This is a genomic window from Hanstruepera ponticola (assembly GCF_012931685.1).
In the GTDB taxonomy this organism is placed as follows: domain Bacteria; phylum Bacteroidota; class Bacteroidia; order Flavobacteriales; family Flavobacteriaceae; genus Hanstruepera; species Hanstruepera ponticola.
The window spans coordinates 87,670-105,930 of the sequence record NZ_JABANC010000006.1; the positions used below are offsets into that span (position 1 = coordinate 87,670).

The window sequence follows — 18,261 nt, forward strand, 5'->3', positions numbered from 1 at the left end:
TTTTATTCTTTAATTATTTTTTTAGATACGATGCCTTTTTCATTATAAATCTTAAGAATATAAAGTCCATTATCAACGCCTTGTAAAGATATTTGTTTGGAATTTGTTATAGTTTTAATTAACTGTCCTAGAGAGTTAAAAACTTCAACTTTATTAATGGTCATTTTAGTGCTAATAGTAATTAACCCTGAACTAGGATTAGGATATAGTGAAATAGCATCTGTGAAATTATTTTCAGCAATACTCAAAAGCGTACATTCGCTCAAATCAGGATCTATTTCAATTGGGTCTCCAGGGGTTAAATCTCTACCTGTAAAAGCAGGGTAGTCGTATGAAAACTTTTTAACTCTAAAAACATTGTTTTGACTTGGGGTATCACCTTGTGATAAGATGCCATCTCTTGTATTGGGATTAATATATTCCCATACGATCTGATTTGTCGGAGTAATTTCAAAGAAATATCCTGAGTCACCATCACAAATTAATGTATTACCATTAGGAAGACGTTGAGCACTAGATAATATGGCAGAAAAGAAATCGGATGGAGTAGGGGTTGTATAAATCCATTCGGCTATCGATGGTCCATAACCATTTGAACTGTCATAATTATAAACACCAGGTGCGCTTACAGGAGGTGTTATTAAATCTATTGAAGAATAGCCTCTAGCATTTCCATTGTTAAATATGAGTATTTTTCCTGCATCTGTTAAACCATCTTGTATCCAATGAGCATGATGTTGTGAGTCTAAAGTCTGATCATCAGTTGTTCCTTTATCATAGGCTATAGGGTTGCCCCAGCGATATAAAAAATCACCACCTTTCCCATAAACACCACCACTATGAGACGCAGACTCCTCAATAGTTGTAGAGTGGTCAATTATGTAGATTTCGCTTAACCTTCTAGAACTTAAAACTATTTGGTCAAGTTCTTCATTGTATTGAATTGAATTTATGTGTAGCCAATTAGCTTCTGGGTTATTGTTATTTAAAAAATTTATATCTAATAACTCTGGGCTATCTGCTACAATACCGTAGTTGTCTTTTGTGACATCAAAATCTTGGACTAGATGATCTTTAATATTCCATTCCCATACAATATTAGCTTGATTGCTACCAACAGGTTCGAGTTCCAAAATTTGCTCGTTATATAATTTGTTTTGTGTTAATAGATTGGGGTCTCTACCAGCTTGTATAGCTTCAGCTTGTGTCATAGTGTTTACAGCCAGCATAAGTATATTTCCATTAGGTAACGGATATACATCATGATGTTGCGAGAATGTTGGTGAGGAATAGTTGTATTCCCATAATAGGTTACTATCCCAATCAAACAACTCTATCCTTCCGCCAACGCCACCAAAATTAATGTCATCATTTGAAAGTTGAGCCGTACGTAATAGATTACCATTTGCTAATAAGTATAAAGAAGCAGCTGGTGAATATGAGCCAGACCATTGATGAACAACCTCACCACAATTGTTTACTAAATATGTTTCTGTTGAATGAAGAGGAGCAAATAATGTTAAACCATTATAAGCTTGAGAATCATTAGTTATTATGCCAACAGTATTTTGAGCAAAACTAATGAAGTTAATTAATAAGAAAATAAGGGTAATTTTATACTTCATTTTATATTTTTTTCGGTGGCTGCTAAATTACTAATATGTAAGGATAAAACCATTTTATTTTTTAGTATTAAATAAAAAAACCGTCTCTTTTGAGACGGTCTTTTAACTTATATTATACTAATTAAATTAGTTACAGCTGCTTACACCAGATACAACTTCGCCTTCAGTTGGTATTGGACCATCTGAATACTCAGTTCCATCAGGAGCAGTAATGGTATAGACGTTTTCACTTTCCCAACCTGGGCCAGCTCCAGTACCACCACCAGAAACATAATTAATTGTGTAATTAGCATTTTTGGCAATTGGCACCTCAACAGTTGTAGTTTCTGGAACGTTAACTTGTCCATCTTCATCCATTGCGTAAAATGCTCTAGTTCCTTCAACATCTGAAATTACTTCTAAATAACCACCATTCCAGCCATCGCCGTAAAGATCAGTCATTGAGAAATTCCATAAGCAAAAATCATAATCAAGAACGGTTACTGTGAAATCAATAGCACCTCCAGAAACAATAGAATTACCAAATTGTCCTTGTGTTAATCTAAATTTCAAAGTTTCAGTACCTTCACCAGGATCTAAATCTCTTTCAGGTGTGATAGTAAAAGAAACAGAGTTCCCAAGAGGAGCAACAGTTACTTGCCATCCTTCAGGACCTACTTCATACTCATCTAAATGAGGAGCATCCGTAGTGAAATCATCCATTGACCCACTTGAACTTGACAATAAGTCAATTTTAAAATCACTTTGAGTTGATAATGCTTCGTCAATCATAACTGTGAAAGTTACACTTTCTCCTTCAGCTATAGTAGCAGAAGTCATATCCATCGTAGCAATAGGCTTATTAACTTCAGGGTAGTCTTGATCTAAATCCGTACAACTAGACAATGCCACAAGTCCAGACAAGACCAAAACGTATTTTAATTTTAATATATTTTTCATATTATTTAAATCGTTTAATTAATTAATTAAAGTCTTTCAAAAGACGCGTTGTACTGGCTATTTCCAGCAGAGAATGTAATCCAGTAATCCATGTAAAAATCTAAAGTTGTTTGATCAACCTCACCATCAGGGCCTGTTAAATTTACACCATAAACTTCATTTGAGTAGAAACCTTGTGCCAAGCCTTGTAATGGAACAAAAACTTCACCACAAATATCTTCAAAATTCATTGAAGAATCTGGTGCAACACCAATGGCGTTAGTGCCCCATAAACCTGTACTTTCAGTTTCAAAGTAATTTGGACCTAATAAAGTAATAGTTTCTGGTCTCACAGTTTGAGCACCATCAGCACGTGTAGTTGTTAACTCATAGTTTCCAGCTAATTGCGAATTACAACCTACAAACGTAATTTTTAATAGGTTTAACTCATTAATGGTTCCTACATTAGCTCTGCCACCTTCAACACTCTCTAATTCTAAAATTAATTGTGTTGGTGTGTTAGGATCTAGACCACCAGTATTAATCAAAAGACCAAATAGTCCATAATCTTGACCTGCAGGTATAACTAACTGACCAGTGTTTTCAACAAAATCAAACTCTTGACCTTCTGTAGCTGTTGATTCTGGACTAATACGGTAGTTAACTACAATATCAAAGTTTGCAGGATTACCATCTTGACCACCTATTAAATTTACAGGATACGTTTTTTCAACGGCACCTATATCTTCAAAGTAACTTTCATTTGCAACGTTTTGGTTAAAGCCAACTACATAAGGTGTGTTAGCTAAAGCATCTAACGTTTTGTCTTCGTCATCTACTAGACAAGAAACACTTACAAGTGAAACTGCTAGCATTAGTGTTAATAATTTAAAATTTTTCATAATTCATTTTTTTTTAATTGTTATCCCAAAATATTTTGGTAGTAAATGCATCGTCCTGAGTTTGAGAAGGAACGTTAGCAGCGTTACCAACTAATTCAGAAGAAGGATACATTAATCTGTTTGGTTTTGAAGGACGTTGAGCAGTTAATGCAAGTGGCACATCTGGATATCCAGTTCTTACATATTCTACCCAAGATTCAATACCATTTATACCGTTTGTAGCAATCCACTTTTGGGTCATGATTGCTTCAATTTTATTTGTAGAACCATCCCATCCAATTTCAGGAACAGTGTTACTTTGAGTAATGTAAGCAGAACCATCTAAACCAAAGTGCGCAAATGACGCCATGATTCCTGATTGAAATAAAGCTTTTGCATCACCACTCATATAACCTCTAAACACAGCTTCAGCCTGTAAGAAGTAACTTTCAGCAGCAAGTAAGATATATCCATCTTGTGAATCATCAACTATTAAACCAGTACCTAAACCAGAAAGATCTTCTGGGATGTCAGCACCACTATCAATACCTTGCTCAACACCAACAACTCCTGTTGGCGTAGAAGCCCCAGGTATTGGTGCATAAAGAGAGGTGATTCTTGGATCTGTTACACCTGTAAGTGTTCCATCTAAAAATTCTTGTGCATATAAAGATGCTCTAATGAAACGATTAGTTTGAGTCATGTTACCGGCAGTATCGAAACCATGCGTTGCATAGAATGGATTCTGCATACCTTCATTAGCAGAATAACCAGGTTGCACAACTGCTGATGTTGTTAAGAAATCTTGATCTAAATTTGCAAATTGCTCATTTAAGTAAGATGCTGTTTCACCATCAGTTTCAGCTAAAGTTGCCTGACGCATTAAAATACGTAACTTAAGCGTATTTGCCATTTTAATCCATTGGTTCATATCACCACCAAAAATAACATCTTCAGCACCTACAGGGAGTGTAGTAACTGTGTTATTATTGATTAGGGCGATTGCCTCATCAATTTCAGTAATTAATCGACGGTAAATAGCTTGATCATTGTCATATGCAGGTGTTGAATTTGCTGGGTCAAATGCTTCAGAATAAGGAGCATCACCATAAAGATCAACAATATATTGCATATAGAATGATTTCATAATTTTGGCTATAGCCTTGTGATTTTCATAATCTGGAAATTCACTATCTATAACTAAATCAAAATTTGTAGTTCTAATATAGGTGTTATCCCAGATAGCACTGTAAAAATTTGATGTTAAAATTAATTGATATTCTTCGTTAAAACCTCCAGTAAAGGAGTTTACGTTAGCACTCCAATTATTCATAAACACGTTTCCTAAACGGTTCATAGTAACTCCTTGTGCAGAGTATGTTCTAGTCATAGCACCAGGTAAAATTAAATCTGGTGTTACTGTACTAGAAGAAGGAGAGTTAACAGGATCATTAATGTCTAGATAATCACTACATGATGTCATACCAATAGCAATGGCTAGAACTGTTAAATGTTTAAATATATTCTTCATAGTTTTTTTTATTAAAATGTTGCATTAAGTTTAAAACCAAAAGTTCTTGTCACAGGATACTGTCCAATTGCAGCTAAACCACCACCAGCGATGTTAGTAGTTTGAGATGTTTCAGGATCGTTGTAGTTTCTGTTTTCTTTTGGTAAAATCATAAATGGGTTTCTTGCTTGTACACCAATCGTTATAGCTTTCATCAAAGTATTTTCTAACATTTTTGATGGTAACGTGTACGATAATGCTAATTCTCTACACTTGAAAGCAGTTGCGTCTAGCACAAAGTTTTCAGTTACTGTGTAGTAATCATTAGAGTAATAGTTCAAGAATGATGAGTACGAAGTACCACCAGTTAATATACCTGTGTTAGCTTCATAAACTGGGTTTTCAGCAGTTCCAACATTCACAGACGAGTTAGGATAAATAAATCCAGTTCTTCCATTTTGAGCAGACTCTACTAAATGACCTGACCATGATAACCATGACTTACCACCTGACCAGAATTGGTGACCAGTTCTGTAATCAAAAGTAGCAGCCAGACGGATGCCTTTATAAGTCATAAACGTATTTAATCCAATAATGTAATCAGGGTTAGTCTTTCCTAATACAGTTAAATCTGGATTTTGAACTGGTGTACCAGTAGTTGGGTCAATTATTACACGTCCTTGTGGGTCTCTAGCATAAGAAGCTCCTTGAATAAGTGGGAATTCTTGACCTTCTATAGCATAAATACCAACTGGGTTTGCGTTATTTGTAAAAGCATTAATTGCTACTTGTTCTGCATCACCTTCTAATTCTTCAACGATACTCTCATTAGTTGCATAAGAGAAGTTTGCTTGCCATCTGAAACCATCAGAATCTTTAGACCAGAAAGGTCTTAATCCTAAATCAACTTCAAAACCTGTTGATGATAATTCACCAATGTTATCTCTTACTTGAGTTACACCAGAAGAATATCCTACAGCCTTGTTAGAAATCAAGTTAGTTGTTTTAGTCGTATAGTAAGATGCATCAACCGTAATTCTGTCTTTCAAAAATCCTGCACTTAAGTTAAACTCAATAGATTCAATGAATTCTGGTTCAATGAAAGGATTCGTAATTGAAGTATCTTGGCTAAATGAATTGATAGTTCCATAAGGGAAACCTGCAGTTTGTTCTAAAACTGGGGTTGTATCATATGGTGAAAAAGCACCATCATTACCTACTTTTACCCAGTTACCAGCAATTTTCAAATAGTTTAAAACATCACCACCAAAGTTGTCAAACGCTTTAGTTGGTATGAACGCCACACCTACACTAGGATAGAAGAATGAATTATTAGCTTCATTTAAAATTGAAGTCCAGTCATTACGTCCTGTTAGGTTTAGTGTTAAAAAATCTTTGTAATCTAACTGTAAATTCCCATAAAAAGCATAAGATCTTCTACGCTCCCAACCGTTTAAGCGATTACCAGGACTGTAACCATTAATGTTAGCATTACCAGTAATGTTAGTAATGTTATAAAAATTGTCAATAGTCACGTTACTACCACTAATTTCAGTAGATGAGAAGTAACGATCTTGAATATTGTTACCAAGGTTAGCCGTTAATGAAATATCATCAGTCAACTCATAATTAAAGTTAACGATTAAATCACCATAATAATCAGTTTGCATAGTATTACGACGACCGTAAGAACTTTGTGTTGTATGATCACCACCACCTACGTTTAAAGTGTCAACATAACCATTTACCCAGTTTTGGATATCAAATGATCTGGTAAAAATGTTACCATTATATCTGATGTCAATGTTGTCATTGATTTCATAACCTAAATTAACAACGCCATTAAATTGGTTACTTCTGGTGTCATTTCTTTCATTATCACGAATCCAGTAAGGACTACGATAATATGAAGTCCAGTGCGTTGCGTTATTAGGATCATCAAATTCTTCAACAGGAATGTTGGTAGCTGTTTGAAGTAATTCAGTAAACAATCCACCATTAGTTTGTTCAGTTCTACTATTTATATAACTAACGTTTCCTTCTAAACTCCACTTACCAACTTTTTTACCAGCTTTAAAGTTAAAGGCGTTTCTTCTTAATCTGTCGTTTTCAACCACGAATTCAGAATCTAATCGGTTGGCAGAGAAAAATACATAACCTGTATCTAAGTTACCAGCAGATAACGAAACTGTGTTTTGAGTAGTTACTCCGTCTTTAAAGAATTCTTTAATATTGTCTTTAATAGGACTATAAGGGAAATAGCGGTAAGTTCCATCCTCAAGAGGCAAACCTACAGGTACTATTTGACCATCAAATTCAGGTCCCCATCCACCATTTTCATAAGATGTGTGAACACCATTCCATCCTTGACCATAACGTAATTGTCTGTCTGGTACAAACGCAACAGACTCAATATCAATAGCTGAATTGAAGTTAATGGTAAACTTATCGCCACCACCAACAGATTTTTTAGTAGTAACGATTACCGCACCACCAGAAGCTTGAGAACCATAAAGTGCCGCACCATTCGCACCCTTTAATACGTTCACAGTTTCAATGATGTTTGGATCAATATCAGATAAATCTAAATCAGTAATCACACCATCAATAACAACTAATGCACTGTTGTTACCACTTACTGTAACTAAACTACGAAGTCTAATGTTAGTGTTTTTGTTAACACCACTGTTAGTTGTGTTAATCTGTAAACCAGAAACTTTACCAGCAAGACCCTGAACAACGTTCGGGTTTTGTGCTTGAACCAACTCTTCTGATTGAACTTCTTGGTAAGCAGTTGTGATTTCATCTTTCTTTCTGGCAATACCAAAGGCCGTAATTACAACTTCTTCAAGAGCTTCACTATCAACTTCCATTGCAAAGCTAATGTTGTTAGCTGTACCAACAGTCATTTCTTTGGTAGTATAGCCTAAAAAGGAATAAGATAATACGTCACCAGTATTAGCAGTAATGGAGTAATTTCCATCAAAATCTGTCTGTGTACCAGTTGTTGTACCTTTTACAATAATATTAACTCCAGGGAGCGGTAATCCGTTTTCATCAGATATCGTTCCTGAAATTGTTTTTTCTTGCGCAAACGTAAGTTGCACAACAAACGCTAGGAATAGCGTTAAAATTCCACTAAACTTTGTTTTCATTTTATATTTTATTTGAATTAGTCTACGCCAAAAATCATAATAAAAAGTTAATTAAACAATAATTAAGGGTTAAAATTTTAATTTTTTTTTAAAATTTTGGCTTTTAACATACCATAATACCTAAAAAATTGCCGATAAGCTTATGTGAATTTGAGAGTTTGAAAACTTAAAACTTTGGTTTTCATTTTTGCCATTCGCATAGTTTAATCGTAATAGGCCTGCTTTTGTTAATAATCCAAAGCCAATGCCAAAACCATATAATTTATCTTTTTGAGATGTGATGTCATTTTCAAAATAAGCCAAATCTATTATGGAATGAATATATACACTGTTGCTTAACAAATAGCGATATTCTGTATTTAGAAGTGAATAAAAGGAAGCGCTTAAGCTGTTTTCTTCAAAACCACGGATAGAATTTATACCACCAAATCGTACTAACTCATTTTCTAGATAGTTTTCAGAAAATAAACTAAAACCTTGGGTACGTAGAAAAATACTATTCCTATCGTTAAGATTTAAAATTTTGAAGGCGTCTAATTGAGCTATTACTTGAGAGGTCTTGGTTGATTCTATATCTCGATTACCAAGCCCAAGCTCAAAATCAATTGAAGCGTTTCTACGAAAAAGTCTACTATAGTTTTGTCGAAGTAAAAACTCATACCTTACATTATAAATGTTGCTTTTGTAATCTTTTACAAATGGATCTGGATTTTCATCATCAAGAAGATTGGTTGATTGCGTGGATTTTATGCCTAAAGAAAATTTGTTTTTTGGATTTAACTGGTAAAATATGCGTGCGTTTTGATTGACTGTTGTGAATGATGAATCTTTCTTAAAAATGTTTAATTCTAATTCAGTGCCTAAAGGAGTGGCAAATAAATATGGTAAGGCTATTTTAACATTAAATGTTTTTTGCTCATTTTCATCGCTCTTATAAATCAAAGAAAATGATTCGCCAAAGTTTAGATTATTAATAAGGTCTAGATTGAGGTAGCCGTTGAATTCCAGGTTGTTTGTTTCTTCGTTTGTGCCAAACCCTAAAAAACCATCAAAACTATTGCTTTTGTTTTTTTCTATATAAACATATAATATTGTAGAGTCTTTGCTAAATAAAATTTCTGGTTCTTTAATCTGACTTGCAAATTGTAAGTCTTGCAGCAAATTTGTTTTGCTTTTTATTTTAGTTGGGTTTAATGTGTTTCCTTTTTTTAGCTTTAAATAATGTTTCAAGTATGATTTGGGAAACTTCTCATAACCTTTCACTATTATTTTGTCAATCTGTCTTTTTTGATCTATCTTTTTTAAAGTCAAACGGGCTTTTAATTGATTGTTGCCAATTTTCTCAAAATCAGAAAGCTTTATTTCATTAAAAGGAAAACCAGTTTCGGATATTTTCAAGTTAATAAACTCTAATGACGATTCAATGCTTTTAAAAGGCATGGTGAAATACGAGTCGGTAACATCATCAGAGATTAGTTCTATTATTTCTCTTGAAACTAATTCAGGTTGATAGTCAATTTTTATAAGCGTGTATTTGTTTCCTAGTAAAAGTGATGCTGTAAATAAGGTGTCGTTAGTCCTCGTTAGCGGTTGAGTTTTACATTCAATATATCCCAATGATTGGAGTTTGTGTTTTAAGGTGTCAACTTCTATTTCAATGGATTGAACGTCTTTGTGGAATTTAACATAGCTAACGGAATCTATTATTCTGGTTTCTATGTTGTTTGAACCATTAATTTTCAATTGTAAATTTTGGCCAATTAATTCGGAAGAAAAACCTGCATATATAATAAGGAGTAAAACAAGTGATTTGTGCACGTTATCATTTTAGGTTTGGAATGTAAAATTAACGTAAAAACTACAGTTTTTGTATTGAAGGCTAAATGAATTTTGTTTTCGGCTTAAAATTAATCTATTAACATTTGAAAAATTGAAATTAATTTCTACCTTTGCAGCCCTCAAATGAGAGGTTAAATAAAATTTATATAGAAATATATGCCAACAATTTCACAATTAGTACGAAAAGGAAGAGCCAAAATAACCAAGAAGAGTAAATCGGCTGCTTTAGATTCGTGTCCACAAAGACGTGGGGTTTGTACGCGTGTTTACACTACTACACCAAAGAAACCTAACTCGGCAATGCGTAAAGTTGCAAGGGTAAGGCTTACTAATGGTAAGGAAGTAAACGCATACATCCCAGGTGAAGGTCACAACCTACAAGAGCACTCGATAGTATTGGTTAGAGGTGGAAGGGTAAAAGATTTGCCAGGAGTTAGATATCACATTGTTCGTGGTGCTTTAGACACAGCAGGTGTTGCAGGTAGAACACAACGTAGATCTAAGTATGGTGCAAAACGCCCTAAAAAGTAATTAAAAACTTTAAGAAGAAGACATGAGAAAAAGACAAGCGAAAAAAAGACCGCTTTTACCAGATCCACGTTTTAACGATCAGTTAGTAACACGTTTTGTTAACATGATGATGTGGGACGGTAAAAAGTCAGTAGCTTTTAAAGTGTTTTACGATGCAATTGATATCGTAGAAGAAAAGAAAACTGATGACGAGAAAACAGCCTTGGAAATTTGGAAAGATGCCTTATCAAATGTGATGCCTCACGTAGAAGTGCGTAGTCGTCGTGTTGGAGGTGCTACATTTCAAATCCCAATGCAAATTCGTCCAGACCGTAAAGTTTCAACGGCTATGAAATGGCTGATTGGTTATTCAAGAAAGAGAAACGAGAAGTCTATGGCGCAGCGTTTAGCTTCAGAAGTTTTAGCAGCGGCTAAAGAAGAAGGAGCAGCAGTTAAGAAACGTGTTGATACACACAAGATGGCTGAAGCAAACAAAGCATTCTCACACTTTAGATTTTAATTTAAGATGGCACAAAGAGATTTAAAATATACAAGAAATATAGGTATTGCTGCACATATTGATGCAGGTAAGACAACAACTACAGAACGAATCCTTTTCTACACAGGCGTTTCTCACAAAATAGGAGAAGTACATGATGGTGCTGCAACTATGGACTGGATGGAGCAAGAGCAAGAAAGAGGTATTACTATTACTTCTGCTGCAACGACTTGTACTTGGCAGTTTCCTTTGGAAAATGCTGAACCGACTCCTGAAACAAAAGGGTATCACTTTAATATTATAGATACTCCTGGTCACGTTGATTTTACGGTTGAAGTAAACCGTTCATTACGTGTATTAGATGGTTTAGTGTTTTTATTTAGTGCAGTTGATGGTGTTGAGCCGCAATCTGAAACTAACTGGAGATTAGCTGATAACTATAAAGTTCCAAGAATTGGTTTTGTTAATAAAATGGACCGTCAAGGATCTAACTTTTTAGCAGTTTGTCAGCAGGTTAAAGATATGTTGAAGTCTAACGCTGTTCCAATTGTTTTGAATATTGGAGATGAGGGAGACTTTAAAGGTATCGTTGATTTAGTAAAAAACAGAGCTATTGTTTGGCATGACGAAACACAAGGGGCAACTTTTGATGTTATTGACATTCCAGAAGAGTTAAAAGAGGAAGCTAGAAAGTATAGAGCGTTACTTATAGAAGAAGTAGCTACTTACGATGAGAACTTATTAGAAAAATTCATGGAAGATGAAGATTCTATCACGGAAGATGAAGTGCATGCTGCGCTTCGTGCTGCTGTAATGGATATGGCTATCATTCCAATGATATGTGGTTCTTCATTTAAAAATAAAGGTGTACAGTTCTTGTTAGATGCTGTATGTCGTTACTTGCCTTCTCCAGTAGATAAAGAAGGTATTGTTGGTGTTAATCCTGATACCGATAAAGAAGAGATTCGTAAGCCAGATGTAACTGCTCCTTTTGCGGCATTAGCATTTAAGATTGCTACTGACCCTTTTGTAGGTCGTTTAGCATTCTTCCGTGCCTATTCAGGTCGTTTAGATGCAGGTTCTTATGTGTTGAACAACCGTTCAGGTAAGAAAGAACGTATATCTCGTATTTATCAAATGCATTCTAATAAGCAAAATGCTATCGATTATATCGAAGCAGGAGATATTGGAGCGGCAGTAGGATTTAAAGATATCAAAACAGGTGATACATTATCTGATGAGAAGCATCCAATTGTTTTAGAATCTATGGATTTCCCTGATCCAGTAATTGGTATTGCTGTAGAGCCAAAAACAAAAGCCGATGTTGATAAACTAGGTATGGCTTTGGGTAAATTAGCAGAAGAAGATCCAACATTTACTGTAAGAACAGATGAAGCTTCAGGACAGACTATTATATCTGGAATGGGTGAGCTTCACTTAGATATTATTGTTGACCGTCTTAAACGTGAGTTTAAGGTTGAAGTAAACCAAGGTCAACCACAAGTAGAATACAAAGAAGCAATTACTAGAAGAGCAGAACACAGAGAGGTTTACAAAAAACAATCTGGTGGTCGTGGTAAATTTGCTGATATTGTATTTACTCTTGAACCAGCCGAAGAAGGTAAAGAAGGTTTAGAATTTGTGTCTGAAATTAAAGGTGGTAACGTTCCTAAAGAATTTATCCCTTCAATTGAGAAAGGATTCAAAATGGCTATGATTAATGGTCCTTTAGCAGGTTATGAAGTTGATGCTATGAAAGTAACATTAACTGATGGTTCATACCATGACGTGGATTCGGATCAATTATCATTCGAATTGGCAGCAAAACTTGGATTTAAGAATGCTGCAAAAGCTGCAAAAGCTGTGATTATGGAACCTATTATGAAACTTGAGGTTATTACACCTGAAGAGAATATGGGTGATATAGTAGGAGATTTAAACCGTCGTAGAGGACAGGTGAGTAATATGGGAGACAGAGCAGGAGCAAAAACTGTTAAAGCAACTGTACCATTATCTGAAATGTTTGGTTATGTAACTACATTAAGAACATTGTCTTCAGGACGTGCAACATCAACAATGGAATTTTCACACTATGCTGAAACTCCTTCAAATATATCTGAAGAAGTAATTAAAGCAGCTAAAGGCGTTGAAGCTTAAATCTAAAGAAAAATGAGTCAGAAAATAAGAATAAAATTAAAGTCTTACGATCACAATTTAGTAGACAAGTCTGCTGACAAGATTGTAAAAACAGTAAAAAGTACTGGTGCTGTTGTTACAGGTCCAATTCCTTTACCAACACACAAGAAGATTTTCACTGTTTTACGTTCACCACACGTAAATAAGAAGTCAAGAGAACAATTTCAATTAAGCTCATATAAGCGTTTATTGGATATTTACTCGTCGTCTTCAAAGACAATCGATGCTTTAATGAAACTTGAATTACCAAGTGGCGTTGAAGTTGAAATCAAAGTGTAAGTAAGACACGAACATGTCCCACCGATGCGGTCGCGGGAAAAACGGTAAAAAATACAATTCAGGGCTGAAACGTATTTTCAGCCTTGAATTTTAATAAATATAATAGTAACAATTAATAATTAATAAATATGTCTGGGTTAATAGGAAAAAAAATCGGTATGACCAGCATTTTCGATGAAAACGGGAAAAATATTCCTTGTACTGTAATCGAAGCTGGACCATGTATCGTTACCCAAGTCAGAACCGAAGAAGTTGATGGCTACAGTGCTGTGCAACTTGGTTTCGATGACGCGACAGAAAAAAGTGCTACTAAAGCTGATCTAGGTCACGCTAAAAAAGCAGGAACTTCTGTAAAACGCAAAATCGTTGAGTTTAAAGGTTTTGATGAGGAGTACAAATTAGGAGATGCTATAACAGTTGAGCACTTTAATGAAGGTGAGTTTGTTGATATAGCAGGAACTTCTAAAGGAAAAGGATTTCAAGGCGTTGTAAAACGTCACGGTTTTGGTGGTGTAGGTCAAGCTACTCACGGTCAACATAACCGTTTAAGAGCGCCAGGATCAATTGGTGCTGCTTCTTATCCTGCAAGAGTCTTCAAGGGTATGAAGATGGCCGGAAGAATGGGAGGCGAAACAGTAAAAGTTCAAAATTTAAGAGTTTTAAAAGTAGTTGCTGAAAAGAATCTACTTGTTGTTAAAGGATGTGTTCCTGGACATAAAAACGCTTATGTAATTATTAGAAAGTAATGAAAGTAGCAGTTGTAGATATTAACGGAAAAGACACAGGTAGAAAGGTTGAACTTTCTAAAGATGTGTTTGCTATTGAGCCTAATAATCATGCGGTTTATTTGGATGTTAAACAATATTTAGCAAACCAAAGACAAGGGACTCATAAAGCAAAAGAGCGTGCAGAAATTACTGGAAGTACGCGTAAGATCAAAAAACAAAAAGGTACTGGTACTGCAAGAGCAGGTAGTATCAAATCAGGTGTTTTTAAAGGTGGTGGACGTATGTTTGGTCCAAGACCTAGAAACTACGGTTTTAAGTTAAATAAGAACGTGAAGCGTTTAGCTCGTAAATCAGCTTTAACAATGAAAGCTAACGAGAAGTCAATTGTAGTATTAGAAGACTTTAATTTTGATGCTCCAAAGACAAAAAACTTCACAGCAGTTTTAAAGGCTTTAGATCTAGAAAACAAAAAATCTCTCTTTGTGTTGGGTGCATCAAATAATAATGTATATTTGTCGTCACGCAATTTGAAAGGCTCTGAAGTTATAACTAATTCAGAATTAAGTACTTACAAAATATTAAATGCAAATCAAGTTGTGCTTTTAGAGAGTTCTTTAGAAGGAATTGAAACGAATTTAAGTAAATAAGAAACAGATGAATATCTTAATTAAACCCATAATCACGGAAAAAGCGACTGCTGATAGCGAGTTAAGAAACTGCTATACTTTCGCTGTGAATACAAAGGCGAACAAGGTAGAAATCAAGAAAGCGGTGGAAGCTGCTTATGGCGTTTCTGTTGAAAAAGTTCGTACTATAAATGTCCGTCCAGAAAGGAGTACCAAATACACAAAAACTGGTATTCAACATGGTAAAACAAATGCTGTTAAAAAAGCAATTGTACAACTGGCGGAAGGTGAAATGATTGATTTATACAGTAACATGTAATTAGAGACAAATGTCAGTAAGAAAATTAAAACCAATCACACCAGGGCAGCGTTTTAGAGTAGTAAATGGGTATGACGCCATTACTACTGATAAGCCGGAGAAAAGTTTATTAGCTCCGAAAAAAAGGTCTGGTGGTAGAAACAGTCGCGGAAAAATGACCATGCGCTACATAGGTGGTGGTCATAAGAAAAGGTATCGTATTATCGATTTTAAACGTAACAAAACTGGAATTCCAGCTGAAGTTAAGTCTATAGAATACGATCCAAACAGAACAGCGTTTATTGCGTTGTTAAACTATCAAGATGGTGAGAAAGCATACATCATTGCTCAAAATGGTTTGCAAGTAGGCCAAACTATTGTTTCTGGAAAAGAGAATATCGCTCCAGAAATTGGTAATGCAATGCCATTGTCTCAAATTCCTTTAGGAACTATTATTTCTTGTGTTGAATTGCGTCCTGGTCAAGGAGCTGTTATGGCGCGTAGTGCTGGAACATTTGCGCAATTAATGGCACGTGAAGGAAAATTTGCTACAATCAAATTGCCATCAGGTGAAACACGTTTAATATTAGCGGATTGTATGGCTACTATAGGTGTTGTATCTAATTCAGATCATCAATTGTTAGTATCAGGTAAAGCTGGTAGAACAAGATGGTTAGGAAGAAGACCACGTACAAGACCAGTTGTTATGAACCCGGTTGATCACCCAATGGGTGGTGGTGAAGGTAAGTCTTCTGGTGGACACCCACGTTCTAGAAATGGTATACCTGCTAAAGGTTATAGAACCCGTTCTAAAACAAAAGCGAGTAATAAATATATTGTAGAACGTAGAAAGAAATAATAAGTCATGTCAAGATCATTAAAAAAAGGACCTTACGTTCATTATAAATTAGAAAGAAAAGTAGCTGCTAATGTAGAAGCTAACAAGAAAACTGTTATCAAAACATGGTCTAGAGCCTCTATGATAACGCCTGATTTTGTTGGTCAAACAATCGCAGTACATAACGGTCGTCAATTTGTTCCAGTTTACGTAACTGAAAACATGGTAGGACACAAGTTAGGAGAATTTTCACCTACAAGATCTTTTAGAGGTCATGCAGGTGCTAAAAATAAAGGTAAAAAGTAGTAAGCTATGGGAAGTCGTAAAAAACAAATGGCAGACGCTATTAAGGAAGAAAAGAAGCAAGTTGCTTTTGCTAAACTTAATAATTGTCCTACGTCACCGAGAAAAATGCGTTTAGTAGCCGATTTAGTAAGAGGTGAACGCGTAGAGAAAGCGCTTAATATTTTAAAATTTAGCCAAAAAGAAGCGTCTAATCGTTTAGAGAAATTGTTATTGTCTGCAATTGCAAACTGGCAAGCTAAAAACGAAGATGCAAGTATTGAAGATGCTGAATTATTTGTTAAGGAGATTAGAGTAGATGGTGGAACAATGTTAAAAAGATTGCGTCCAGCACCTCAAGGTCGTGCACACAGAATTAGAAAACGTTCAAACCATGTAACATTAGTGGTTGGAGCTAACAATAACACACAAGCTTAAGTAGAGATATGGGACAAAAAACAAATCCAATCGGAAATCGTTTAGGAATTATCAGAGGATGGGAATCTAACTGGTACGGAGGAAATGATTATGGCGATAAACTTGCCGAAGACGATAAGATCAGAAAGTACGTTCACGCACGTCTATCTAAAGCTAGTGTTTCAAGAGTAATTATCGAAAGAACTCTTAAACTTGTAACCGTTACTATCACAACGGCTCGTCCTGGTATCATTATTGGTAAAGGCGGTCAAGAGGTAGACAAGTTAAAAGAAGAGCTTAAGAAAATTACTGGTAAAGAAGTTCAAATAAACATATTTGAAATTAAAAGACCAGAGCTTGATGCATTTTTAGTTGCTTCGAGTATTGCTCGTCAAATTGAAAATAGAATTTCATATAGACGTGCAATCAAAATGGCAATCGCAGCAACAATGCGTATGAATGCTGAAGGAATAAAAATTCAAATTAGTGGTCGTTTAAATGGTGCTGAAATGGCACGTAGCGAACATTACAAAGAAGGACGTATTCCTTTATCAACGTTTAGAGCCGATATTGACTATGCTTTAGTTGAGGCACACACTACTTATGGTAGATTAGGTGTTAAAGTATGGATCATGAAAGGTGAAGTATATGGTAAAAGAGAACTTTCTCCGCTTGTTGGTTTATCTAAAAAGCAAGGAAAAGGTGGACGTGGTGGAAGAGATAACAAATCACGTCGTAGAAAGTAATTTTTTAAAGAAAAGAAAGCATGTTACAGCCTAAAAGAACAAAATTTCGTAAGCAACAAAAGGGTCGCATGAAAGGTAATGCCGGAAGAGGTTTTAGACTTTCAAGTGGTACCTTTGGTATAAAGTCATTAGACTCAAGTTTTATTACAGCACGTCAGATTGAAGCTGCGCGTATTGCTGCTACTCGTTACATGAAGAGAGAAGGATCAATCTGGATTAAAATATTTCCAGACAAGCCTATCACAAAGAAACCTCTTGAAGTACGTATGGGTAAAGGTAAAGGTGCCGTTGAATATTGGGCAGCTGTTGTTAAGCCAGGCCGTATACTTTTTGAAGTAGGTGGTGTGCCATTAGATGTTGCTAAAGAAGCATTACGTTTAGCTGCACAAAAGTTGCCAGTTAAAACTAAATTTATAATTGCTAGAGATTACGAAGCATAATTTATTTATACGATGAAACAATCAGAAGTAAAAGAATTATCAGTAGCTGAGTTACAAGAGAAACTTGGTGAGACAAAAAAGAGTTATACTGAAATGAAGTTGGCTCATGCAATTTCTCCTCTAGAGAATCCAATTCAATTGCGTTCAGTAAGAAGAACAATAGCTAGAATTGCAACAGAATTAACAAAAAGAGAATTACAATAATTCTGCAGAAAGATGGAAACAAGAAATTTAAGAAAAGAACGTATAGGAATTGTTACTAGTAATAAAATGCAGAAATCTATTGTAGTTTCTGAAGTTAAGAAAGTAAAACACCCTATGTATGGAAAGTTCGTGTTAAAAACAAAAAAATATGTTGCGCACGATGAAACAAACGATTGTAACATTGGAGGTACTGTAAAGATCATGGAAACAAGACCTATGAGTAAATCTAAATGTTGGAGATTAGTTGAAATAATTGAAAGAGCGAAGTAA

General features: G+C 35.1%; 20 protein-coding genes. 14 read left to right on the forward strand and 6 right to left on the reverse strand.

Annotated elements, in window-relative coordinates:
* Window positions 1–2: 2 nt before the first annotated feature.
* From HGK31_RS13000 to HGK31_RS13025, 6 genes are all read right to left on the reverse strand, one after another.
* The gene (locus HGK31_RS13000) at window positions 3–1,625 is read right to left on the reverse strand and encodes an aryl-sulfate sulfotransferase (RefSeq protein WP_191860594.1); all 1,623 of its coding nucleotides are present in this window, start codon (window positions 1,623–1,625) and stop codon (window positions 3–5) included.
* A 126-nt stretch (window positions 1,626–1,751) separates the two neighbouring features.
* Window positions 1,752–2,564: a hypothetical protein gene (locus tag HGK31_RS13005; RefSeq protein ID WP_191860596.1), complete on the reverse strand. Its 813-nt coding sequence runs from the start codon at window positions 2,562–2,564 to the stop codon at window positions 1,752–1,754.
* Between the two features lie 26 nt (window positions 2,565–2,590).
* Complete coding sequence (locus HGK31_RS13010; RefSeq protein ID WP_191860598.1) at window positions 2,591–3,445, reverse strand: hypothetical protein; 855 nt, start codon at window positions 3,443–3,445, stop codon at window positions 2,591–2,593.
* A gap of 13 nt (window positions 3,446–3,458) precedes the next feature.
* Window positions 3,459–4,955 (reverse strand): SusD/RagB family nutrient-binding outer membrane lipoprotein, encoded by a 1,497-nt coding sequence (locus HGK31_RS13015; RefSeq protein ID WP_191860600.1) that lies wholly within the window; start codon window positions 4,953–4,955, stop codon window positions 3,459–3,461.
* An 11-nt stretch (window positions 4,956–4,966) separates the two neighbouring features.
* Entirely contained in the window at window positions 4,967–8,089 is a 3,123-nt protein-coding gene (locus HGK31_RS13020; RefSeq protein WP_191860602.1) for a SusC/RagA family TonB-linked outer membrane protein, read from the reverse strand.
* A 120-nt stretch (window positions 8,090–8,209) separates the two neighbouring features.
* Window positions 8,210–9,907: a POTRA domain-containing protein gene (locus HGK31_RS13025; protein WP_317169741.1), complete on the reverse strand. Its 1,698-nt coding sequence runs from the start codon at window positions 9,905–9,907 to the stop codon at window positions 8,210–8,212.
* Between the two features lie 177 nt (window positions 9,908–10,084).
* Between HGK31_RS13025 and rpsL the strand changes: the two genes are divergently transcribed.
* The 14 genes from rpsL (at window position 10,085) to rpsQ (ending at window position 18,261) form a co-directional block, all read left to right on the forward strand.
* Window positions 10,085–10,459, forward strand: a complete 375-nt coding sequence (gene rpsL, locus HGK31_RS13030) for a 30S ribosomal protein S12 (protein ID WP_006795815.1) — start codon at window positions 10,085–10,087, stop codon at window positions 10,457–10,459.
* Between the two features lie 22 nt (window positions 10,460–10,481).
* Window positions 10,482–10,958, forward strand: a complete 477-nt coding sequence (gene rpsG, locus HGK31_RS13035) for a 30S ribosomal protein S7 (RefSeq protein WP_104735685.1) — start codon at window positions 10,482–10,484, stop codon at window positions 10,956–10,958.
* A gap of 6 nt (window positions 10,959–10,964) precedes the next feature.
* A complete protein-coding gene (fusA, locus tag HGK31_RS13040) occupies window positions 10,965–13,094 on the forward strand; it encodes an elongation factor G (RefSeq protein ID WP_104735686.1) in 2,130 nt (709 codons plus the stop codon).
* A 12-nt stretch (window positions 13,095–13,106) separates the two neighbouring features.
* Window positions 13,107–13,412: a 30S ribosomal protein S10 gene (gene rpsJ / locus HGK31_RS13045; protein ID WP_007650482.1), complete on the forward strand. Its 306-nt coding sequence runs from the start codon at window positions 13,107–13,109 to the stop codon at window positions 13,410–13,412.
* 128 nt (window positions 13,413–13,540) lie between these two features.
* Window positions 13,541–14,158 carry a 50S ribosomal protein L3 gene (gene rplC / locus HGK31_RS13050; RefSeq protein ID WP_104735687.1) on the forward strand — a complete coding sequence of 206 codons (618 nt, stop codon included), beginning with the start codon at window positions 13,541–13,543 and terminating at the stop codon, window positions 14,156–14,158.
* Window positions 14,158–14,787 carry a 50S ribosomal protein L4 gene (gene rplD / locus HGK31_RS13055; protein ID WP_191860604.1) on the forward strand — a complete coding sequence of 210 codons (630 nt, stop codon included), beginning with the start codon at window positions 14,158–14,160 and terminating at the stop codon, window positions 14,785–14,787. Before rplC ends, rplD begins: the two co-directional genes overlap by 1 nt.
* A 7-nt stretch (window positions 14,788–14,794) precedes the next feature.
* Window positions 14,795–15,085, forward strand: coding sequence for a 50S ribosomal protein L23 (gene rplW, locus HGK31_RS13060; protein ID WP_103051226.1), 291 nt, complete (start codon window positions 14,795–14,797; stop codon window positions 15,083–15,085).
* A 10-nt stretch (window positions 15,086–15,095) separates the two neighbouring features.
* Window positions 15,096–15,923: a 50S ribosomal protein L2 gene (gene rplB / locus HGK31_RS13065; RefSeq protein WP_104735689.1), complete on the forward strand. Its 828-nt coding sequence runs from the start codon at window positions 15,096–15,098 to the stop codon at window positions 15,921–15,923.
* A gap of 6 nt (window positions 15,924–15,929) precedes the next feature.
* Window positions 15,930–16,208: a 30S ribosomal protein S19 gene (rpsS, locus tag HGK31_RS13070; protein WP_104735690.1), complete on the forward strand. Its 279-nt coding sequence runs from the start codon at window positions 15,930–15,932 to the stop codon at window positions 16,206–16,208.
* Between the two features lie 6 nt (window positions 16,209–16,214).
* Window positions 16,215–16,622 carry a 50S ribosomal protein L22 gene (rplV, locus tag HGK31_RS13075; RefSeq protein ID WP_104735691.1) on the forward strand — a complete coding sequence of 136 codons (408 nt, stop codon included), beginning with the start codon at window positions 16,215–16,217 and terminating at the stop codon, window positions 16,620–16,622.
* Window positions 16,623–16,630: 8 nt separating this feature from the next.
* Window positions 16,631–17,347 carry a 30S ribosomal protein S3 gene (gene rpsC / locus HGK31_RS13080; RefSeq protein WP_104735692.1) on the forward strand — a complete coding sequence of 239 codons (717 nt, stop codon included), beginning with the start codon at window positions 16,631–16,633 and terminating at the stop codon, window positions 17,345–17,347.
* A 20-nt stretch (window positions 17,348–17,367) separates the two neighbouring features.
* On the forward strand, window positions 17,368–17,787 hold the full coding sequence (gene rplP / locus HGK31_RS13085) for a 50S ribosomal protein L16 (protein ID WP_104735693.1): 420 nt from the start codon (window positions 17,368–17,370) through the stop codon (window positions 17,785–17,787).
* A 12-nt stretch (window positions 17,788–17,799) separates the two neighbouring features.
* On the forward strand, window positions 17,800–17,991 hold the full coding sequence (rpmC, locus tag HGK31_RS13090) for a 50S ribosomal protein L29 (protein WP_104735694.1): 192 nt from the start codon (window positions 17,800–17,802) through the stop codon (window positions 17,989–17,991).
* 12 nt (window positions 17,992–18,003) lie between these two features.
* Entirely contained in the window at window positions 18,004–18,261 is a 258-nt protein-coding gene (gene rpsQ, locus HGK31_RS13095; RefSeq protein ID WP_191860606.1) for a 30S ribosomal protein S17, read from the forward strand.